Source organism: Pseudomonas sp. RT6P73 (assembly GCF_054897715.1).
On the sequence record NZ_JBUBUV010000002.1, the window covers coordinates 1,969,437 to 1,990,393 of the forward strand.

Annotated in this window: 15 protein-coding genes; 2 read left to right on the plus strand and 13 right to left on the minus strand. The window is 57.5% G+C overall.

Features of this window, described 5'->3' with window-relative positions; genetic code table 11:
• Positions 1-69: 69 nt before the first annotated feature.
• The 8 genes from ACYZT6_RS09625 to ACYZT6_RS09660 all read right to left on the minus strand — a co-directional run bounded on the left by ACYZT6_RS09625 (position 70) and on the right by ACYZT6_RS09660 (position 11,869).
• Complete coding sequence (locus ACYZT6_RS09625; RefSeq protein ID WP_462026673.1) at positions 70-1,455, minus strand: IS4 family transposase; 1,386 nt, start codon at positions 1,453-1,455, stop codon at positions 70-72.
• Between the two features lie 176 nt (positions 1,456-1,631).
• Positions 1,632-1,961, minus strand: a complete 330-nt coding sequence (locus tag ACYZT6_RS09630; RefSeq protein ID WP_462026674.1) for a hypothetical protein — start codon at positions 1,959-1,961, stop codon at positions 1,632-1,634.
• Positions 1,958-6,868 (minus strand): RHS repeat-associated core domain-containing protein, encoded by a 4,911-nt coding sequence (locus ACYZT6_RS09635; protein ID WP_462026675.1) that lies wholly within the window; start codon positions 6,866-6,868, stop codon positions 1,958-1,960. The genes ACYZT6_RS09630 and ACYZT6_RS09635 overlap by 4 nt, the downstream gene beginning before the upstream one ends.
• A complete protein-coding gene (locus ACYZT6_RS09640; RefSeq protein ID WP_462026676.1) occupies positions 6,865-7,605 on the minus strand; it encodes a DUF4123 domain-containing protein in 741 nt (246 codons plus the stop codon). Before ACYZT6_RS09640 ends, ACYZT6_RS09635 begins: the two co-directional genes overlap by 4 nt.
• A gap of 24 nt (positions 7,606-7,629) precedes the next feature.
• Positions 7,630-8,424 (minus strand): hypothetical protein, encoded by a 795-nt coding sequence (locus ACYZT6_RS09645; RefSeq protein ID WP_462026677.1) that lies wholly within the window; start codon positions 8,422-8,424, stop codon positions 7,630-7,632.
• On the minus strand, positions 8,384-8,974 hold the full coding sequence (locus tag ACYZT6_RS09650) for a hypothetical protein (protein WP_462026678.1): 591 nt from the start codon (positions 8,972-8,974) through the stop codon (positions 8,384-8,386). Before ACYZT6_RS09650 ends, ACYZT6_RS09645 begins: the two co-directional genes overlap by 41 nt.
• The gene (locus ACYZT6_RS09655; protein WP_462026679.1) at positions 8,916-11,222 is read right to left on the minus strand and encodes a type VI secretion system Vgr family protein; all 2,307 of its coding nucleotides are present in this window, start codon (positions 11,220-11,222) and stop codon (positions 8,916-8,918) included. The genes ACYZT6_RS09650 and ACYZT6_RS09655 overlap by 59 nt, the downstream gene beginning before the upstream one ends.
• A gap of 131 nt (positions 11,223-11,353) precedes the next feature.
• Positions 11,354-11,869 (minus strand): Hcp family type VI secretion system effector, encoded by a 516-nt coding sequence (locus tag ACYZT6_RS09660; protein ID WP_033058787.1) that lies wholly within the window; start codon positions 11,867-11,869, stop codon positions 11,354-11,356.
• A gap of 416 nt (positions 11,870-12,285) precedes the next feature.
• Between ACYZT6_RS09660 and ACYZT6_RS09665 the strand changes: the two genes are divergently transcribed.
• Entirely contained in the window at positions 12,286-12,963 is a 678-nt protein-coding gene (locus ACYZT6_RS09665) for a type 1 glutamine amidotransferase domain-containing protein (protein WP_462026680.1), read from the plus strand.
• Between the two features lie 172 nt (positions 12,964-13,135).
• On the opposite strand, the gene hglS is transcribed toward ACYZT6_RS09665, so the two are convergent.
• The 3 genes from hglS to ACYZT6_RS09680 all read right to left on the minus strand — a co-directional run bounded on the left by hglS (position 13,136) and on the right by ACYZT6_RS09680 (position 17,228).
• The gene (gene hglS, locus ACYZT6_RS09670) at positions 13,136-14,521 is read right to left on the minus strand and encodes a 2-oxoadipate dioxygenase/decarboxylase HglS (RefSeq protein ID WP_462026681.1); all 1,386 of its coding nucleotides are present in this window, start codon (positions 14,519-14,521) and stop codon (positions 13,136-13,138) included.
• A gap of 282 nt (positions 14,522-14,803) precedes the next feature.
• Positions 14,804-15,751 carry an alpha/beta fold hydrolase gene (locus ACYZT6_RS09675; RefSeq protein ID WP_462026682.1) on the minus strand — a complete coding sequence of 316 codons (948 nt, stop codon included), beginning with the start codon at positions 15,749-15,751 and terminating at the stop codon, positions 14,804-14,806.
• Positions 15,752-15,773: 22 nt separating this feature from the next.
• Complete coding sequence (locus tag ACYZT6_RS09680) at positions 15,774-17,228, minus strand: flavin-containing monooxygenase (RefSeq protein WP_462026683.1); 1,455 nt, start codon at positions 17,226-17,228, stop codon at positions 15,774-15,776.
• Positions 17,229-17,522: 294 nt separating this feature from the next.
• On the opposite strand from ACYZT6_RS09680, the gene ACYZT6_RS09685 reads away from it, so the two are divergent.
• Positions 17,523-18,596, plus strand: a complete 1,074-nt coding sequence (locus ACYZT6_RS09685; protein WP_462026684.1) for a diguanylate cyclase — start codon at positions 17,523-17,525, stop codon at positions 18,594-18,596.
• Positions 18,597-18,675: 79 nt separating this feature from the next.
• Here ACYZT6_RS09685 and ACYZT6_RS09690 read toward each other — a convergent pair whose 3' ends face one another.
• Positions 18,676-19,545 carry an isocitrate lyase/PEP mutase family protein gene (locus ACYZT6_RS09690; protein ID WP_461981091.1) on the minus strand — a complete coding sequence of 290 codons (870 nt, stop codon included), beginning with the start codon at positions 19,543-19,545 and terminating at the stop codon, positions 18,676-18,678.
• Between the two features lie 362 nt (positions 19,546-19,907).
• Positions 19,908-20,942 (minus strand): arginine N-succinyltransferase, encoded by a 1,035-nt coding sequence (astA, locus tag ACYZT6_RS09695; RefSeq protein ID WP_462026685.1) that lies wholly within the window; start codon positions 20,940-20,942, stop codon positions 19,908-19,910.
• Positions 20,943-20,957 lie beyond the last annotated feature (15 nt).

Genomic DNA, 20,957 nt, shown 5'->3' on the forward strand with positions numbered 1-20,957 from the left:
CTGCTAAGTAAGTGCCATTCGGGTCGGATTTATTTTCATCAGATAAAATAAATCCGTCCCGAATGGCACTTACTTAACATGTTTTGCGTGCCCATTTTTCCTGACATCTGCCCTTGCTGACCGACGTGGTTTGGTCAGCAAGGGGTAGGCTTGAGGTCTTCGTTTTATGGCTCGCGGCTCGATACGACCAGGCCGATTCCCGACGCGCCTCTGAGCAATCAACATCAATAAATTCGACAGGCCATCCTCGTCTTCAGGGCTGCCATATTGTCGCAGTGCCAGCCATAGTTGAAGGCTGTGTTTGAAGCTCAGTTCGCGAGGTAGGCAGTCAGCTAACAGAGCCGATTGTGCCATGAGCATTCGGATCAGATTGTGTGCCAACAGATAGACCCATAACTCTTTGACTGCCATGCCTGGGGTCTTGCAGCTTAACTTTCCAAGTCCCAGCGTAGCTTTGAGATTTCGCAAATCCAGCTCGACATGCCATCGTCCCTTGTACAGCGATTTGAGGGCTGTTTTGGGTGTCTGCTTCGGGCAATGCAACGTGGTGACCAAAGTTTTTCCACCAGCCTTCAACTCTCGCACGGTCAGTCTTTCAGGTGCCTGTTCGTAATGCGTTTGACTCATCCACGGCGGTCTCCTTTCAGGTTTTTTCAACTCGATCAGGTGATCTTCCGAACCGATACTTTGACCCAAGCGAAAGTCCGTGCTGCGCCGTCGAGCACCGTATTGTTCGAACACGCCATCGACACCTCTTCGTTGCAACTCGCACAGCAAGAAATAGGTAGCGTAGTAAGCGTCGCCCAATAAAATGTCGCCTGTTTTCAGCGTGTCGAGCATTGATCTGAGCAGCGTTTGCTCATCGCCGCCCTTGCCTCGGAAACGTCCAAGGGCGGCATCTAAGACGGCGCCGCTGGAAAGGCAAACGATGCCAACCACGCGACACAGGGGAAAACCAAGACCGACTTTCTGACCGCGTGACTGCGGATAGGCCCCCTGATTGGCCGCAGTGTCGGGCATGCTGACCGTCGTACCGTCCACCAGGCGTACAGGCCGTCCCATCCAGCGCCACGACGAAGGTGCGTTATCACTTATCGAAGCACCGGTGTGTCTGACCAGCGTGGAAACCATTTCCACAGGCAGGCGCTTGCGGGCTTTACAGTAGGCGCCCGTGCGAGTGCTATTGGGCTTCATGCCGCCACAAAACCGTTTAATGGACAAGTCGTTGACGGCGTTCTGGCAGGAACGGTCGGCACTCATTGCTTGAGCCAGAAACATAGACAGCGTTTCAGTCGGCGGAAACAGGCGCTCCCGATATTCCGGCAATGCAGACTCGACGCGCTGCAACAGTTCGGGCGCAGTGAGCAGGTTGAAAAACGCATAGGCATCACAGTTCGAAGCGTGTCGATGAAAGCGTTGCTGTTGATGCTGGAGAATTTGACGTCTACGATTCACTGGGGCTGTGTCCTTGGTTTGTCGGGGTGTGTTCGCAACTATCACCGTAGACCAAGACCAGCCCTTCTTCATTTTTTGCTTTCAGCTCAATTGGTTAGCTGCTAAGTAAGTGCCATTCAAATCCGTCCCCTTTTTTTCTTGTTTGTCCCGCTTGTTTGTATTTGAATTTCTGTGGTTTATTTGTCGAGTGTGATCATGTATTTGTCAGGGCTAGTCCAGCTGATCATCTTGAATTTTCCATTTAGAAGTCCTTTGTCTCTTAAATATTCAAATACTTCTGCAGGACACCACTCTCTACCATCAGAAAAATAAAAATCAAGCTCTCTTAGTTTATTAAATACTTCGGCTTTTTTTTCATCGGTTGGTGTGTTGATTTTATATTCGTTAAGATCGATATCATTTGTAAAGCCAATATCGAGAAGTTTTTCTTTGGTTCTAGCCTCTAGAATTTTAACTCTGACAAAATCGCTGTCGGATTTTGTGACATAGGCATGGATTGTATTCATTTCAGTAAAATCTCTGTCATGGTAGACACACCAGGCGCATCGGTAGTGGGGATAGAATCGATTACCATCTCTGGCGCCCCTCCCGGTAGATGGTTTCCTGGGCCTTCAAATTTTTCATTACCTGCAAGTGGGCTTCTAGGCGAGCGTTCTTGGATTCCATCAATTTTTCTGATTTTAAAGCCATTCTGAAGGCTTCCTTTTTCTAATCCAAATGCGGCTTCTAAATTGAGAATTTGGTCTTTGCTCAGTGTCATTTTTCCATTTGCTGAGAAATCTCCAACTAGATCGCTGATGCCTTTTTTGTCAGAAATAAAGGATCCGTCTCTTCCGATGCTTGGGTATTTATCCCACGCTATTGGGCTAATGTTGTACCCAACATTGTCTTCTAACATCTGAGCTTGGCGTTGTCTTGCTTGAAGAACTTTTGCGCTTGGTATGCCAGGATCACCCGGGTCTACTTTGGCTTGTGCTTCTGGGGTTTCTATTGCCCTATCGGGCTTACAACCATCTGCGCCAGGGCAGTTATTCAACCCCAACGGATCCACCCACCCCGTAGGGTTAGGCACGTACTGGTAGTTATTCAACCCCCCAGCCAGCTTGATCGGATCCGGCGTCAGATACCGCCCAGTGCCCGGATTGTAGTAGCGATGCCGGTTGTAATGTAAGCCCGTTTCCCCGTCGAAGTACTGACCCTGAAAGCGCAGCGGGTTGTCGATTTCGGCAATGTCGAGGGTGGCAAGGTTGCCGTAGGCGCGGTATTTCGCCGACCACATGATCTGGCCGCTGTAGTCGGTGAGTTCCTGCGGGGTGCCGAGGTGGTCGAGTTGGTAGTAGAACGGTTCGGCTTTGAGCGGGCCTTCGCCATCGAGCATGGCCAATGGGCGGAAGGTGCCCGGTTCGTAGATGTAGCTGCGATAGCGGTTGTCGGCGCTTTCGGCGATGAGGCGTTCGCCTTGCCACAGGAATTGCGTGGTGTGGCCATCGACGGTTTTGGCGATGCGGCGGCCAAAGGCGTCGTATCTGTAGGTTGCGTTACTGCCGCCGGGGAGGCTGACGCCGATCAGGCGGTGTTGGCAGTCGTAACGGTACTCGGTGACGAGTTTCTGTCCGGTTCCTCGACGTTCGCGCGCCAGGTTGCCGTAGGCGTCGTAGTCGTAGTGGCGGTCGCCCTGCATGAGCAGGCGATTGCCTTTGACGTTGGCCAGGTTTGCGGTTGGCTGGTCGCCCTGGCCCAGGAGGTTGCCTGCCGGGTCGTGGGCAAAGCTTTCCGGGGTGCTGCCACGGACGTTGATCAGTCGGTCGAGCGGGTCGTAGTGGTAGCTGCGATTGCCTTTGCGGCTGTCGTCGATGCCGGCGAGATTGCCATTGGCGTCGTAGGCGTAGCGCCGTTGGAAAAGGTTGCGATCTTGCTGACCCACCGTGTGGGCTTGCAGTCGGCCTTGTTCGTCGTACTGGTATTGGCTGAGCAGCAGGCCTTGTTGACGTTGCTGCTCGCGGCCGGCGCTGAACTGGTGAGTGGTCAGGCGTGAGCCGTTGAGGTCGATGCTGCTCAGGCGGCCACCGGACTGGTGGCGGTAGTCGAGTTTGCTGCCGTCGGGGAGGCGGCAGTGGCTCAGTTGGCCGAGTTTGTCGTACTCGTAACGCGTGGTGCCCCAGCCTTGGTGTTCGGTGATCAGCCGGTCTTGCAGGTCATATTCGTAGGCGAGAGGCCAGTGGCCGTCGTCGACGTTTACCAGGCGACCCAGTGCGTCGTAGCTGTAGTGAATTTCTTCGCCATCGGCCAAGGTTTTAACCAGCAAGCGGCCAGCGGCGTCGCGCTGGTACTCGGTAACCAGTTCGCTGCCGTCGTCGCCAAATTCGGTTTTCTTCAGCAATTGGCCGTTGAGGTCGTACTCGTAAGCGGTGCGGCGACCGTCGAAGCCGGTTTCCTGCTGGATCAGGCCGTTAGGGTAGTAATCGAGGTGGTAGTGCTCGCCACGTTCATTTTCGATCTCGCTGAGTAGCAGGCGCGAGTTGTCGTAGTGGTAACGCAGTTGGCTGCCGTCCGGGTTGATGCGACGACTGACCAGATGCAGGTTATCTGCATACTCGTAACGGGTGACGCGGCCCAGTTCGTCGCGTTCGGCGGTGACTTTGCCGTAAGCGTTATAGGTAAACGCACGGGTTGCACCGCCGGGCAGGGTGATTTGCGCGAGGCGGTTCGCCGCGTCCCATTGATAGTGGGTGATTGCGCCGCTTTCGTCCTGGCGGGTGATCTGTCGGCCCAACGCGTCGTAGCGATACTTGCGATGACCGCCGTCGGGCAGCTGTTCTTCGAGCAGTTGACCGAGGTTGTTCCAGCCCAGTTGATGGCGGCTGCCATCAGGATGACGGATCTCCAGCAGACGGCCCTGGCGGTTGTAGCTGTAGTGGGTCGAGTTGCCGTCCGGGTCGATTTGTTCGGTAATGTCGCCCTGATCGTTGCGCCAGTAGGTCCAGGTGGCCGGACCTCGGTTCACTACACGGACGAAGCCGTGGTAGTACTCGTAAGTGGTGGGGGCGTCTTCCGGTGGAATCACCGCGACCAGTCGGCCGGCTTCGTTGTACTGGTACTCGGTGACTGCTCCCAGTGGATCTTTTTCGCCAATCAGTCGGCCCTTGTCATCGTAGGCCTTGAGGTGTTCGGCACCATCCGGGTCAACCTTGGCGACCAGTCGGGCCTGATCGTCGTGGGTGTAGATTTCTTCGCTGCCGTCGGCGTTGGTGACCGTGACGCTGCCCTTGTCATCCCAGGCGTAGTGCGCGTCCATCTGCGAGAAGCTCGCCCAGTGATGGATGCAGCGTGCCGATTTACCTTCCTTTTCCCATTCCCAATAGAAACTCGCGCCGCCGGCCAGTTGGCGCTCAAGAATGACGTTTTGATCGTTGTAGGCGTAGCGTTCTGCTTCACCGGCTGCGTTTCGGGCTTCGATCAGGCGATGCTGGGCGTCGTAGCCATAGGTGACCAGGGTCTGAACGGTGCTCCAGGCATCTTCCAGATTGTCCGCCGGGCTGAATTGCTGATAGTCGATGGCGACGATGTGCTTGCGGTCATAACGCACGAGGAGGGCGCGACCGGCACCGTTATCGACACGCTTGATTCGCCCGTGGATGTCACGGGTAATGTGCAGGCGATTGCCGTAATCGTCGCTGATGGCGATCAGCGTTGCGCCCTTGCTGTTGTAGCGGAAGTGGTAGAACTGTTTGCGCTCGCCGGCCTGTGTGAGGACTAGCTCGGAAGGGTCATCGCCGATGAAAATGGCCGCTTCCGAGAGGCTGTTGGTGATCGCCGGACGCTGCACGCTTGGCAGCGGGAACGTGGTGACACGGTTCTCGTGGTCGGTCCAGATGACTTCGTCTTCGTGGATGTCAACGCGTTGGGCCAGGGCATGGCTCCAGCCGTAGCCGAGGCCGCAATCGATTTCTGCAGCGCTGGTGCGGTAGAGTCGCGTCCAGATGAAGGGCAACAAACCACCGAGCTCGCCATCGGTCAGGGTCAGCAGCTCTTCGCCCGTGACCATCGATACGGGGCAACCATTGGTGCAGGTTTTCTTGGCGCAGGTAGCACTTTTATCGTCAGGCGTCTTCGACTGCGTCGAAACGTCGTCGACCTTTTCCTTTGGGGTGAGGGTGGTCTGTTTTTCTTTCTTGCCACGCGGAAACGAAGAAGCGTCTTTCACTTCCTGCTTCGGCGTATCCGTGGTTTTTGGAACCTGACTTTTGGACCCGTTGGCGGCAGCCTCGTCGATTTTAATCGCCGCCGTTTTGGTCGGCTTCATCGGCACATTCTTGGCGCTGGCAATCAACGGTTTCGACACTTCAGCGTGTGCCGGCAGGCTGTGTTTGCCGCTCAACGTCATCAGTTTCGCGGCCAGTTCTTCGAGGTACTTGATGGCTGTACCGGACTTGACTGTCGATAGGGCTTTGGTGCCCACCCGCACAGCGATCCCCGCACCACCGGTGAGGCAAATGCCCAGCACCACGTTGATCAGGAACTCCGCTGCAATCGCCGTCACCACGTCGACAATGACCTGCGGAGGCAGCATTCCGACCCAAGCGACAATTGCCGAAACGTAGATGAACATCAGGGGTTCGTCACTGAGGATCAACAGGCCTGAAGCTATGGATTCCTTGGAGGCGGCATAGAGCTTGTCGATTTCGACATCCGATAAGTATTTGCGCAGCTTTTCGAGATTTTCCTTTGGATGTGCGAGCAGTTCGAACAGGCTTTTGATGTCATCCCACAGCCTGAGCAACGCTTTTTCCAGGCCATCCATCGCTTGTTTCAACAGGATGACCGAACGGCCCATGCGGTCGGCCGCCGAGTAGCTGGCCCACTGTGGCTGAAACTTGCCCGACCACTCGCTTTGCAGCCAACCGTCGAGATTGCCGATTACGCCCTGATACGAGTCGTAGAGTGCTTTGACGTCGCTTTGGGAAACGTTGGGGAAAAAGGTGATGCGGTACATCTGGCCTTTCTTGCAGCCGTCGATCACCTTGATGCCGCTGGGGCCGATGGTTGTTTCAATGACAGGGCCGGTGACGTCGTCGTAGAGCGTGCCTTTGGTGACGGGCTCCAGTTTCACCGGCGTATTGCCTATGGGGACGAAGCGCGCCGATTCGAACATGTGGATCAGGGTGAAGTCGCCCGCCAGGGGGCAGGTCGCGTAGGTCTCGACCGCACCGGTTTTGGTCTTGCGTTTGGTCACGCTGACTTCATTGCCGACTTTGAATGTCTGGTCGACATCGAGTGCCCAGCCAGTGAGAAAACCGTCCGCCCACTCCTTGTAATCGCTCAGGCAGTTCTTGAAGTCTTTGAGAATCAGGTTCACGTCAGGCGTTTTGGCGTCCAGCACGCGCAAGACCAAGGTACCAATCGGGGTATTCATGACGTGACTTCCTTTGTCAGCTGAGCAGCAAGACGCTCTGCCATATCTTCTGTGTTGGGTTGTTGGCGAACGAAGCGCTCGACCTTGTGCCGCAAGTTACTTTCGGGGAAGGCGAAGAACAGTTCCGGGCAGTCTTCACCCAGCCACTGCATCAGGTTGTCAACGACGGTGGTGTGATCTTTTTCCGCCAGCGTATCGAGCAGCTTCTGTGGCACTTCCCACCACGGCCATTTCTTCGCCGGAGGTACGGACCTGGGTCCCACCGTCAGGCTCTGCCCGTTGATCAAGTAACGGTCGAACACGGGCAGAACCTCGCCAGCGCTGGCGCCCAGTCCTTCAAGAATCGGGTAAATATGCCGCCCGTCCCAGAACCGGAAAAACACCTCGGTACCGTCGGGTGTCCGCACTTGGGTCAGGCTGCGAAGATGCTCGAAAACTACGTCCGGCTCGCTGGTGGACACTGCCAGCCAACCCCAGTCCAGGGCATCGGTTTCGCCGATCCACTGCAGAAAACCGGCATTGGGTTTCAACTCGGCGAGGTAGGGCATGACCGGTTGCCAGTCAGCGTAGGGTGTACCGCTCCAGATGGGCTGCAATTCTGCGGCCGCATCGTGTTGGTAGTACGCCTTGAGCGGATCGGCATCGCTGGCATTGCTGATGACGGCGTAAAGACGCTCACCCGATAGCAGCGGGGCTTCGGATAACCAGACCTGTGGGGAAATGTTTTCAGATGTCACAACAGCCGTCCTTGATGAGTGAATCTAAAAACTCATGTCAGCTTCAATGTTTTCTTCGTAAGTCGAGAGCAACTTCTCAACGCTTTCGTTTCCGGCGTATTTTTCTTTTAACTGCTTCAGCTGTTGGTCTGTGCCCTTGCAATATTTATTGATATCGCTGATGACACGATCGAGATTTCCCGGGTCGGCAGGGTCCGGCTCAGGAATATCACCGCGTAAAGAGTCACAGTTGTCTCTGTTTTTGATGTAGCTGGAGACGTCGGTCGGAACGGACTCATGATTTTCCGCTTCACAAGAATTCGACGTTGGCTCTACGTCGTAACCGAGGCTCAAATACAGGTGACCGTTCAAGTTCCCATTTTTTCTTGAGAAGAGGTGAACGCCTTCTTGGCTCAAGCAGGTGCTGATAGTTGTAGCTTGATCCTTGACCTCAACGGCCGAGGCGCCGTTTTCGGTTGCATTTTTACCCACTACCGCTATGCCGATGAAAGGCTCTTTGTATTGAATGTCGAGCCCATAGATGTGTATGTCGGATTCGTTGAGCAGGTCCATTGCATCACCCGGCTGCTGCTTTTCCCCAGTTGTTTTTGTTAACTTGCAGCAAGCAGCGGTTCCCTTGTCTTTAGGGAATTGGACTGAAATGACTTCGTTGCTTTCAATTTTCTGGGTTGTATATAAATAAGTTTTCCCGTCTGGATTACTTTTAATAAATCCAAACCCAATGTCTTGGGCAGATGCTGGCCCTGAAAAAATAGTCAGAATGATGAGCAGGGCAAGTTTAATGTCCATCGGTTGACCAATGTGGAGGGTCGGAAACAAGCTTTTTAACTCCATATGTACTACCTACTGGATTCAAGTCGCTTAAATGAGTAATCACAACGGAGGCGCCAGAAGCATTGACAATTGTTTTTCCAGACATGTTGGATATTGTCATGTCAATGGCTTTTCGCTGTGTGTGGCGGCTTGTCAGTGCCGGCGGATAAACGATTCCATAGCCCGACGCCATGCTGGTCGCGGCGCTGATCGATTGCGCTGAGGTGCTATGAACCCACTCAATGTTTACACCGTCCATTTCAGGTACGTCTTCCGCTGCAATAATTCCTTTAGAGATTGCTGAGGAATAGTGCATTAAATACGCACGCTCTTTGGGCCGATAGGTTGCAGCAATTGAGACACTGCCTCCGGCTTCTTTTATGGCGGCAATGAATTTGTTCACGTTTGCTTCGAATTCAGTCGTGAGGTCGCCCACACTTGTACTGGTCGGAAATCGTGCAACCCATTGCGTGCCGCTTAGCTCCTTGGTCGGGATGCTAACAGTTACAGGTGTCTGATCCGTGGTGGGAGTGAGCGTCGCTTGTTGTGTTGCCATAATACGGGGCCTCGATAGTGGCTTTTTCAGCTTTGTTAGATGAGACTTTTTGGGTCATCCCCTTATTGTCAGTGACTCCATCAACAATAATCCCGGATTCAAGCGTTATTCGATAGGGGACATTCTGCTTTGGTTTACCCGTTTTTTCATCATTGACTAAAAACACTAAGTCGTGACTGGTTTTTTCAGTATCTTGGGCTGGTTTTGCTATATCGCATACACCCGCCTTGCACCTTTCACACTCTTCACAAAAAGGCGCATTACGTTTCAACGTATTGATCTGCGCCGGCGTCAACACCGCACCCGCCTTATCCGCATCCGCCTGCTTCAACACCCCCGGCAACAACGGCGCAGCCCCCGTCCCGCTTCCCGGCCCACCCCCAGAGTTCATGTTGATCACCGGCCCGCTCAGGGTCACGCCGCTGGCGTCGATCTTGATAAAGCTGCCGCCACCAATCAGGGTCAGTTCACTGCCCGCTTCGAGCACGACTTTCATGCCGCTGCTCAGGTGGATTTCCTGGCCGGCGTCGATGAATTGCCCGGTGCCGATCTTGATGTGCTGGTTCACGCCCACGGTCAGGTGGTCGTTGGCGCGGGCTTCGACTTTGCGGTCGGCGTAGACGGTGTGGTGTTCTTCGGCCTTGAATTCGCTGTAGCTGTTTTTCTCGACGGTGTCGTGGCGTTCGTTGCCGACGCGGATTTTCTGGTCGTGTTCGACGTTTTCGTCCCAGTCGCGCTGGGCGTGCAGGAAGATTTGCTCCTGGCCTTTTTTGTCTTCGATGCGCAGTTCGTTGAAGCCGCCACCGCCCTTGGAGCTGAGGGTTTTGAAGGTGCTGCGGGTTTTGTTCGCCGGCAGGGGGTACGGGACGACGTTTTCCTTGTGGTACAGGCAGCCGCTGATCAGCGGTTGGTCGGGGTCGCCTTCGAGGAAGGTGACGAGGACTTCCATGCCGATCCGCGGGATGGCGATGCCGCCGTAGTGGGCGCCGGCCCAGGCGGAGGAGACGCGCAGCCAGCAGCTGGTCTTGTCGTCGGCCTGGCCTTCGCGGTCCCAGTGGAATTGCACTTTGACGCGGCCGTACTGGTCGCAGTGGATCTCTTCACCCTTGGGCCCGGTGACCACGGCGCTTTGGCTGCCGAGGATGCGCGGCTTCTTTTGCGTCAGCGGCGGGCGGTTCGGCACGTCCCATGGCGTGGCCTGGAAGCGGTTGCGGTAGCCCTGGTGGAAGTCGCCCTTGAGATTGGTCGTGTTGCTGGTGACCGACTCTTCCAGCACTTGCGGCTGTTTGCCTTCGTGCAGGACTTCGGTCATCAGCCACAGGTCGTTCCATTTGGCTTTCGGGTGTTGGGTCAGGGCCAGGAAGTGGCCGCTGACCAGCAACGGCTGATCGCTTTTGCCTTCGGCGAGTTGGAAGTCGCTGCGGTGGCGTTCCAGGTTGCGCTTGGCCAGGTGTTTGCCGCGCTCGCGGTCGATGAAACGACCGGGGTAATCGTAGTCTTCGAGGTCGGGCAGGGCGTCGCCGCGATTTTCGCTTTCGAGGGTGATGCGCGGTTTTTCGAAGTCGTAATCGCGGCGGGTGGTGCGGCTGGTGCGGGTTTCCAGGCGCAGGTCGAAGCGCTTGATCACCGGGTCGTTGGCGACCATGCCGGAGTCTTGCTGATAGGCCACGGGTGCGAGTTTCGGGAACACCGTCTGGTCATCGCCGAACACCAGTTTGTGGGCTGTGGCGCTGTGCTGGAAGTGGTAGTGGATACCTTCTTCCTCGCACAGGCGCTGGATGAATTGCAGGTCCGACTCATCGTACTGAACGCAGTAAATGCGCTCGGGATAAATCGCCCCGACTTTGAATTCATAGGCGTTGCTTTGGATGCCGTGCTCTTCGAGGACCATGCCGATGATTTTCGGCACAGTGAGGTTCTGGAAGATGCGTTGGTTGATGCGGTGCGCGAGGTAGGACAGTTGCGGGCGCAGGGTCACCGTGTAGCGGGTCAGGCGTTTGCCGGAATCACCCTGGGCGGCGCGGTAGATCTGGCCATGGATGCCGCTGCCGTCAGGCGAGAGCTGCAAAAAGGCCGGTTTGTGCAGCAGGGTCTCAAGGTCCAGGGACGGCTGTTCACTGACCAGTTCCACCTCAAACACAAAAGGCTGGCTGATGGCTTCCCGACCTTGCAGGGAAAGGACCTGAAAGTCGCTGGAAAGACCTTCGATGGTCAGGGCAAAGTGAGTTTGATTGGCCGGCGCGAACATCCCTTGTTCCTCGTGCAGTGCTGCGGCATGCGCTGACACCCGGAAACCGGGTCAACGGACGCGAAATTCTGGAAGGGCGGAAACAACATCGACCAGCAGAGCTGGCCGATGCTTGTGACGGTCGGCCTGATTTAGGCGACCGGCAGACGCCAGTCATCGGAACCCGAAGTACCGGATACTTCGTGGGTCCAGGTGATTTTGCGGTAGGTGAACTGTACTTCTTCCAGGTGCGTGAAGTGGGAGTTCGACGGATCCTGGCAGTTGTGCATTTTGTTGTTGATGGCGACGATGATCGCGTCTTCCAGTTTGGTGGTGTAGTAGTGCTCTTGGGTACCTTGAGCCGAAGTGCGGTACCACTGGATAACGATTTCGCTCATGCGCTCGCCGGAGGTCAGAGCAGCTTGCAGCAGTGGCGAAGCCTTGTCGTAGACCTTGGTGATTACAACTGGCTTGTGAACGCGCTGACCGGTTGGCTGGCCGGACTGCGGATCACGCGGGATGATCACGTCGTGGCTGAAAGCCTGAACCATGACCTGGTCTTCGTGACCTTCCTGGTAGGTGTTGCCAACCGAGTCGGCGGTGAATGCGCCGGCAGTGATCAGACCTTGTTTTTCGCCAGTGACGGACATGTACGCTGGAGTAGCCATGGATGTGCTCCTTGCTGAATAAAGTGAGAGTGCCCGGGAGGCGGTATCGCCCGGTGGGTGCCTGACTGTTATCAAGGTCCGTGCCAGAAACGGTTAAGGCCATGTAAATCAAGGTATTGAGGCTTGTTTTAGAGGGCGGCGAATATTTCTAAAAGCGCTGTCGCCTGAATATGCGCAAGTTCTTGCGCAGTACTGCGCAAGAACTTGCGCACTTGGCTGGAGGGCCTGACAGGCCGGGCGATCAGCGATCCTTCAGGGGCTTTTGACGCGAGCAGTGCGCAACTTCTTGCGCAGCAAGGCTTTACGCCATCACTCAAAGGCGCCTGGCATCCAGTGCAACGAATCAACTGCCCGAGTGGTCCATAAAAACAGCGCCGTCGAGCGTCCGAACAAGCCTGAAGTGGAGTGAGCACGACATGAAAATCCTGATGGTTTTAACGTCCCACGATCGATTGGGTGACACGGGTAAGAAAACCGGCTTCTGGCTGGAAGAATTCGCCGCACCGTACTTCGCCTTCAAGGATGCCGGTGCTCAACTGACGCTGGTCTCGCCCAAGGGTGGCCAGCCGCCGCTGGACCCGAAAAGCGACGAGCCGGACGCGCAAACCGCTGCCACCGAGCGCTTTCGCAAAGACTCCGCGGCGCAGTCGGCGCTGGCTTCCACGGCTGTGCTGAGTACCGTAAGACCAGCCGATTACGACGCCGTGTTTTATCCTGGCGGTCATGGTCCGCTGTGGGACCTGGCCGAAGACAGCTATTCGATTTCGTTGATCGAAGCGTTTATCAAGGCAGGAAAACCGGTCGCAGCGGTCTGCCATGCGCCGGGTGTGTTGCGTGACGTCAAGGGTGCGGATGGTCAGCCACTGGTCAAAGGCAAGCGTGTGACAGGCTTTACCAACACGGAGGAAGAGGCGGTGCAACTGACGAATGTCGTGCCGTTTCTGGTGGAGGACATGCTGAAGGAGAAGGGTGGTGAGTATTCCAAGGGCGCGGATTGGGCGAGTTATGTGCTCACCGATGGCTTGCTGATCACCGGGCAGAACCCGGCGTCGTCCGAGGCTGCGGCTGAGGCGTTGTTGAAGAAACTAGCCTAACCGCCGGACCTGTAGCAGCTGTCGAGCAGCGCGAGGCAGCGTTCGGCTGCGAAGCAGTCGTGAAATCAGGAGATGCGGTGTTTCAGGAAAACCGCAATCTCAGGTTTTACGACTGCTGCGCAGCCGAACGCTGCCTCGCGCTGCTCGACAGCTGCTACAGGTCCGCGGCGCCTTAGATAGCGGGGTTCAACGCGGAAAAACACTGCTCGATCGAGCGTCGCTGCGTTTCGGCATACAGTCCCAATTCATCAATGGTCGAGCGCCCCAGCGCCTGTTCAAACGCTTGCTGGTTTGAATGCACGCCATAGTGGGTCTGCGCTGCGTCCCCAAGGTTCGACTGGAAAATCCCCGCCGCGCTCACCGGCAGAAAATCCTCATACACCAATGGTTCAACACGCAAATAACCGCCGCTGAGCAAATCTTCCAGCGGCAACGATTTCAGCTCATCCGCCGCCAGGCCTTTTTCCGTGACGAAGTAGCGAAAGTACGCCAGCTCTTGTTGGCGCATGCCTTCGTAGGTGTCAGGGAATTCGCTGAAGTGCTGAGCCATCAGCGCGTTGTAACGCGCGGCATTGGCCTCGTTGGGGAAGTCCTTCAACTCATCACGGGCGGCGTTGAGCAAACGGTCATAAAGCGCCCGGCCTTTTGGCGTGAGTGCTGCGCCGCGCTGTTCGATTTCACCGAAACGGGCGCTGTGGCTGCCGCGGGTCTCGGCTTGATCGGTGAAGGCGATCGGCTCGTCCAGCGCCTTGAAGCTGGTCTGGCGCAGCAGAATCGGGCACTGACGGCGGGGCGGGCCTTCGATGACGGCTTTGGGCGTGATGCCGTGGGCGGGCATTTGCGCCTGGACGATGTCGATGTCCAGGGTGCGCGGCGTCAGGTGATTGATGTGCGGGCCCTTGAACGCAACAACGTCGGCGATCAGTCGATGCTGTGCGCTGAGTTTCTGGTACTGCTCGGCGGTGACCGTGGCGCTGTGATGCCAGCGAAAGGTTTCCAGCGCCTGTTCGACGAAATCCTGGGCTTCTTGTTCGGTAAGACCGCCCTCGGCTTCGGCACGCTTGATCAGTGCAAGCGCTGCCGGGGTGAAGATCTGGCGTTTATCCAGCACTGACTGGGCGAAAGCTCGCAGTTCCAGGTCTTCGATCAGTTCCAGGCGCAGCAGCGAGGTGAACACCCGGAACGGGCTGATCTGCAACGAAGCTTCGTGCACGGCGCGAAATGCCGTGGAATGCACTGGAACGCCGGCCGGAGTCAGGTCGTAATAGCCGACGGGGTGCATGCCCATCACCGCGAACAGTCGGGCGAGGGTGGCCAGTTCGTCAGCGGTGCCGACGCGGATCGCGCCGTGACGCTCCAGGTCCAGCCGCTCGATTTCGCCGGTGCTGTTAAGCTGGCGGGCCACCTGCGGATCGCTTTCCAGCACGTGAAGGTTGGTCTGCTCCACCAACTTCATCAGCGCGCCGTACAGCGGCACTTCTTCGCGGTACATGTCGGACATCGCTTTGGAGAAGCGTTGGCGGATCAGGTCAGGGCTGACGAAGCTTGGGTGGCTCATGAAAAAAATTCCTGGCACGGTAACGAGAAGGATGTGGGAAAAGATCGCAGCCTTCTGCAACGCCGACAAACGAAGAATCTTACGGACTTCATTCTCCCAGGGACTGCATTCACTGTGCCGGTGTAGCAGCTGCCGAGCAGCGCGAGGCTGCGTTCGGCTGCGCAGCAGTCGTAAATCCTGAATGCACGGTATTACTGAAACCGCGCGGTGCCTGATTTTACGACTGCTTCGCAGCCGAACGCAGCCTCGCGCAGCTCGGCAGCTGCTACACGATCTCGGGGATTACAGATGCGAACGGCTCTCCGAGCGCAGCGACCCCAAAAACTCGCCATACAACCGTGCGGTATTGGCCGGCTGCTCGACCATCGGCATATGGCCACTGTGATCCCAGATATCCACGCGTAAATCAGCGATGCCTTTACTCCACACCGCCACGCTGCTGACGTCGATCAGGCGGTCCTTGTGCCCCCACAGCAACAGCGCCGGGCACTTGATGTCGGGCAGTTTGGGCTCCATCGGCGGGCTGGCACGAAAGTCGTTGAAGATTTCTTCCAGCTCATCGCGACTCTGTTCATAACGCTGCGCGATGGCGTCCAGCACCACGCCGGGCACCCACGGCGGCTCGGCCATGGTCATGGCGTAGAAGCGCTGGAACTCCTCCCGTGAATGAATCAAAAACGGGTTGTGCCCCTTGGCCAAATGTCGCTCCAGGTCGCTGGGCTCGGGAGACGTGACGCCGGCCGGATCGATCAGGGCGACGGAGGCAATCCGGTCCGGGTATGTCGCCGCCAGCCACGCCGCGATGTAGCCGCCCATTGAGTTGCCGATCACATGGACTTTCTCGACCCCGCATACGTCCAGCAGCTGGATCATCCGCTTGGCCTGCAGAGGAATATCGTAGCCGCCACCGGCCTTGAACCCGGTTTCGCCATGACCGGCGATGTCAGGGATGATCACCCGATAATTGCCGACAAAGTGCCGGGCGAAGCGCAGCCAGATGTTCTTGTCGGCGCTGTACCCGTGCAACATCAGCACACTGCTGGACGCTTCGTACGGCCCGCCTTGCCAGGTCGAGACGGTCATTTCCGTGATCGGTACGACGATCTTGTGCAGCCGATACAGCTTGGCTTCCATGGCCATACTCAGGTCATAGACCCAGTAACCGATGGCCGGGTAACTCAGCCAACTCCAGGCTACAAAAACCGCGATAAGGACAACCAACACAAGCATCAGGCATCTTCCTTTTACGTGATCAGGACAAAATGTGGTCAGCGGGTTTCAGTGCCCGGGTCAAACGGTGATAGCTGAAACTGAACCCCGGAAACATGGCAATCACATGACCGCTCTTGCTTTGATACCAACTGTGGCAACCTCCGGACTTCCACACGGTGCGCTCCATTTCGCGGTGGATCATCTCAGTGTAGGTACGTTCTGCTTCGGGGCGTACTTCGATGCTGCGCAAACCGTGTTCTTTCAGCGTACGGATGCAGTCGAGGATGTAATTCATCTGCGATTCGATGATGAACAGCGCTGAGGTGTGGCCGATGCCGGTGTTGGGTCCGGTGACGATAAACAGGTTGGGGAATTCCGGCAGGCTGGTGCCCAGATAGGCCCGCGGGTACTGCGCCCAGACGTCTTTGAGTCGGGTGCCGTTTTTGCCGGTGACCGGGTAGGAAATCACCCCGTCGGTGGCGTCGTACCCGGTGGACCAGACGATCAGGTCCAGGTCGATGTGCTGACCGTCCTGGGTGACGATGCCGGTTTCGTCAATGGAGGCGATGCCCTGTTCGCGACTGTGCAACGTCACGTTGCTGCGGCCGAGCGCCGGGTAAAGGGTGCTTGAGACAATCACGCGCTTGCAGCCTATGGTGAAGTCCGGGGTCAATTTGCGGCGCAATTCGGGGTCGGGCACCTGGCGTTTGAGGAAGCGCAGGGCGTGTTGCTGGACCAGGCGGATGGCCGGTTTCGAGTATTTGAAGGCGATGACACGGGTTTCGAACTGCCAATAGAGCATCCAGCGCAGCAGTTTGTATGCCGGTTTGAGGCCCAGCAGCCAACGCTGGAAAGGTCCGAAGGTGCGGTCGGCGCGTGGCAATACCCAGTGCGGCGTGCGCTGGAACACATGCAAGTGCTCGACGTCGGGGGCAATGGCCGGAATGACCTGCGCCGCACTGGCGCCGCTGCCGACGATGGCGACGCGTTTGTGGCAATAGTCGAAGGCGTGATCCCAATTGTTTGTGTGAAAAGTCTTGCCCTGAAAGCGTTCCTGACCTTCAAAGTGTGGGACGACGGGTTGGCTCAGCGGCCCCGTCGCGTTGATCAGGAACTGCGCGTAAAACGTGCCTTTGGCGCCGGTGTGCACCGCCCAGCGTTGGCCGTCGGTGTCCCACTCGATGCGCTCGACATTGGCTTGCAGCTCGACCTTGTCCCGCAGGCCGAAGTGCTCCACCACGTACTGGGTGTAGTGGTGCAGTTCAGCCTGATCGGCGAACATTTGCGTCCAGCGGTAAGGGGCGAAGGACAGTGAATAGAGCGGCGAGGGCACATCGACGGCCGCGCCGGGGTAGGTGTTCTGGCACCAGGTGCCGCCAAAGAAGTTTCGTCGTTCCAGCAGGCGAAAATCGTCGATGCCTGCCTTGAGCAAATTGATCGCCGCGCACTGACCGCCAAAACCGCTGCCGATGATCAACACTTGAAAGGTTTGCATGGGCCTCCTTTTTTATCGTTGTTTATCCAAACCTTCCTTCATGTATAGCCCAAACATTGCCCACGTAACCCGTAGGAGCGAACGGTGCGGCGATCCGACTTGCTCGCGAATGGGGCGCTGCGGTATATCAGGCAAAACCGCGTCATCGTTCTTCGCGAGCAAGCTTCGCTCCTACAGACTGCATTGTCTTCAGGCTGCCCGCCGGTGATGGCTATTTAACGTTGCCCTGATAGACTCCCAGCACGCCCGCAACCCTTGTGGTGTCAGGTTCCGTTCTGTGGCGCAGAGGCCTCTATGGGAAAAACGGGAGGAAAAGGACTTTCACTGGCCAGGAGGCTCTATACATCGCGAACCCTGGGGCTGGCCTTGGGGTTGTTGTGCGTAGGCGCGGCGATGTATCCACTCAACCCGGCGCCTTGGGTTTGGGGACTTATGGTCTTTAATGGCGTTATCTGGCCACATGTTGCCTATCAATGGGCGCGTCGGGCGGAGGTGCCCTTTCACGCCGAACATCGCAACATCCTGGTCGATGCCTTTCTCGGCGGCTTCTGGGTTGCCGCCATGCACTTCAACCCGCTGCCGAGCGCGGCGACGCTGTCCATGATGGCCATGAACAACGTGGCGATCGGCGGGTTGCGTTTCCTGCTGGTAGGCACGGCCGCGCAGGTACTCGGGATCGGTGTCGGCATGCTGATTTTCACACCGGTCTTCTTCGCGCAAACCAGTGCGTTGCAACTGTATGCCTGCTTACCGCTGCTGATTTTGTATCCACTGGCGCTGGGCTGGATCTGCTTTCGCCAGGCCACCACCCTTGGCCGGCACAAACGCGAGCTGCTGGCCCTGAGCCGAACCGACAGCCTCACCGGCCTGCTGAACCATGGCGCCTGGAAAGATCAGCTCGAAGTTGAATTCCAGCGCTGCCAACGCCAGCAGCAGGGCGGGGCGATTGCGTTGATCGACATCGACCATTTCAAAATAATCAATGACACCTACGGCCACGTCGCCGGGGACATCGTGCTGCGGCAGCTGAGCAAAATGCTCAAGCAGAATCTGCGGGCGACTGATGTGGCGGGGCGCTATGGCGGTGACGAATTCTGCGTGCTCCTCCCGGACTTGCCCCTCGATAGCGCGGCGGCTGCGATGGACGCCTTGCGTGATCGCTTCGCCTCCCTGGGCTACGAGCAGGACCCGGCGCTTAAAGTCAGCCTGAGCATTGGCCTGGCGGCGTTCAACCCGGCCCACACCGACGCCACCCTGTGGCTCAACGATGCCGACCAGGCGCTCTACGAAGCCAAGAGCACCGGCCGCAACCGCGTTATCTGCCGCGTCGACGGCCAGCCCCAACACGAACTGCTCGACCCGGTCTGACCCTTCACCGCTAAACCCTGTGGGAGCGAGCCTGCTCGCGATGGGGCCGTTGCACGCTACAAATTACGCCAGATGAAAGCTATTCCTTCACACTCATAAACTCTTCCGCCCAACGGATGTATTCCTCAGGCTGCGTATACGTGTGAGTCAGCTCGGTCGCGCTCAAATCCGACGCTTGGGTAAAGATCTGTCGCTGTTCGCGCAAGCTGTCGTAAGTCGCCTTGATCGCGGCAAAGTAAGCGCCATGCCCGTCAATGGTCACCCGCACGCCCAGTTCAGCCAGGCGTTTGTCGTCGCGCAGCGCCGGGTTGCCGTAGGTCACCAGCATCAGCGGCACGCTCAGGTGTTCGGCAATTTGTTCGAGGTGATCGAAGTCACGAACACCTACCATGCAAATCCCGTCCGCACCGGCTTTCTGGTACTGCTGGGTGCGGCTGATGATTTCCTGGACCGGCAGGATCCCGGCGTTGGTCCGCGCGATGATCGCCATTTCCGAGTCGACCCGGGCTTCCAGTGCCGCGCGAATCTTGCCGACGCCTTCCGCCACTCCGATCAGGTCGGTGGATTTGCGACCGAATTGCGCCGGCAGCAGGGTGTCTTCGATGGTCAGGGCGGCGATGCCGGCGCGTTCCAGTTCGACGATGGTGCGCATCACATTGAGGGCGTTGCCGTAGCCGTGATCAGCGTCGGCGATGACCGGCAATTGGGCGACACGGCCGATGCGCGTGGCCTGTTCGGCGAACTCGCTGAGGGTGATCAAGGCAAAGTCGGGGGCGCCCAGCACTTGCAACGAGGCGACTGAGCCACCGAGGATACCCACTTCAAACCCCAGGTCAGCGGCAATGCGGGCCGACATCGGATCGAAGACCGACGCCGTGTGGTAGCAGGCGTTGGAAGCAAACAGCTCACGGAAATTACGGCGCAAATCTTGATGAGAAAGCCTGGACATATGAGTTCCACCAATACAAAGGAATGGAAAGGCTTGAGCAAAGGTGTCAACGCCGAAGGAACAAAAGGCTATCACGCGGACGAGGGGAAGATGATGACGAATTTTGTGGGGTGGCTCGGATTGATGCTGACTCGTGTGGCTAGGGGGCTTGTCTGTGGTGAGGGGGTTGGCTGAGGTGAGAGGGTTTACCTGTGGCGAGGGAGCTTGCTCCCGTTCGGCTGCGCAGCAGTCGCAAAACGATGGGTGCGGTGCGTCTGGAAAAATAGGGTGGCAGGTTTTGGGGCCGCTTCGCAGCCCAGCGGGACGGTGCGGCGTTCCGACAAGCTCCCTCGCCACAGGGGTGGGGAGGATTCAGATTGCGATTACGCGGCAACAGCCTGCCGCTGTTGATCGGGCAGCGGCACCGCCCGCACAGAATTCCCCGGTTGCAGTTGCAGGCGTTTGGCGGTGAGTCGGTCGACGATCAGGCTGTTGCCCACCAGCCGCGCCTGGGCAGTGGTGATGCGGCAGTTTTCCAGGCGGCGGTTGTGAATCAGCCACACCGGGGCCTGCTCGTCAGGCGTGCCGATGGCCAATACCAGCGGTTGGCTGTCGCGTACGGTGCGGATTTTAGCGATCGGGGCTTCGATCACCGGGCCTGCGTCGAAGATGTCGATATAGCCCTGATGAACAAAACCTTCGGCCTTGAGAATCTTCAGTGCCGGTTCCGTGTTCGGGTGTGCCTTGCCGATGACGGCCTGGGCCTGTTCGGTGAGCAGGCAGGTGTAGAGCGGTTGGCGTGGCATCAGTTCGGCGATGAACGATTTGCTGCCCAGCCCCGACAGGTGATCGGCGTGGCTGAAATCCATCTTGAAGAAGTGCCGGCCCAGGCTGTCCCAGAACGGTGAACAGCCCTGTTCGTCGGCGCTGCCACGCAGTTCGGCGATTAGCTTGTCGCCAAACAGGTGCGGAAACTCGGCAACGAACAGCAGGCGCCCCAGGGACAGCAGCCGACCATTACTGCCACGGCGTTGATCGGGACGCAGAAACAGCGAGCAGATTTCCGATTGGCCGGTCATTTCGTTGTTCAGGAACAGCGTCGGAATCTGCCGCTGAATACCCAGGTCCGGCGACGAACTGACAGTCAGCCCGACCCGATAGTTGTACCAGGGCTCACGCAGGCCAACGGCGCCGGCCAACGCACTGATGCCGACCACTTGCTGATCGTCATCTTCCAGCACGAACAGGTAATCGGCATCCGCACGCTCGACCTGCTCGGCGAAGGTCCGCTGGGCCCAGCGCACCCGGTGCGTCAGGCGTTCTTCGTTGGCCGGCAGGGTGGTGAACCCGGGGCCGGCCTGTTGCACCAGATCCATCAAGGCGGGCAGGTCGGTGATGCGAACCGGGCGGACAATCATGATGCAGCTCCTTCT

What these genes read in the sequence shown, in the direction of transcription:
- ACYZT6_RS09630 (WP_462026674.1), bottom strand. Translation starts at nt 1,961, where the DNA reads ATGAATACAATCCATGCCTATGTCACAAAATCCGACAGCGATTTTGTC.
- ACYZT6_RS09635 (WP_462026675.1), bottom strand. Translation starts at nt 6,868, where the DNA reads ATGAATACCCCGATTGGTACCTTGGTCTTGCGCGTGCTGGACGCCAAA.
- ACYZT6_RS09650 (WP_462026678.1), bottom strand. Translation starts at nt 8,974, where the DNA reads ATGGCAACACAACAAGCGACGCTCACTCCCACCACGGATCAGACACCT.
- ACYZT6_RS09655 (WP_462026679.1), bottom strand. Translation starts at nt 11,222, where the DNA reads ATGTTCGCGCCGGCCAATCAAACTCACTTTGCCCTGACCATCGAAGGT.
- ACYZT6_RS09660 (WP_033058787.1), bottom strand. Translation starts at nt 11,869, where the DNA reads ATGGCTACTCCAGCGTACATGTCCGTCACTGGCGAAAAACAAGGTCTG.
- ACYZT6_RS09665 (WP_462026680.1), top strand. Translation starts at nt 12,286, where the DNA reads ATGAAAATCCTGATGGTTTTAACGTCCCACGATCGATTGGGTGACACG.
- hglS (WP_462026681.1), bottom strand. Translation starts at nt 14,521, where the DNA reads ATGAGCCACCCAAGCTTCGTCAGCCCTGACCTGATCCGCCAACGCTTC.
- ACYZT6_RS09675 (WP_462026682.1), bottom strand. Translation starts at nt 15,751, where the DNA reads ATGCTTGTGTTGGTTGTCCTTATCGCGGTTTTTGTAGCCTGGAGTTGG.
- ACYZT6_RS09680 (WP_462026683.1), bottom strand. Translation starts at nt 17,228, where the DNA reads ATGCAAACCTTTCAAGTGTTGATCATCGGCAGCGGTTTTGGCGGTCAG.
- ACYZT6_RS09685 (WP_462026684.1), top strand. Translation starts at nt 17,523, where the DNA reads ATGGGAAAAACGGGAGGAAAAGGACTTTCACTGGCCAGGAGGCTCTAT.
- ACYZT6_RS09690 (WP_461981091.1), bottom strand. Translation starts at nt 19,545, where the DNA reads ATGTCCAGGCTTTCTCATCAAGATTTGCGCCGTAATTTCCGTGAGCTG.
- astA (WP_462026685.1), bottom strand. Translation starts at nt 20,942, where the DNA reads ATGATTGTCCGCCCGGTTCGCATCACCGACCTGCCCGCCTTGATGGAT.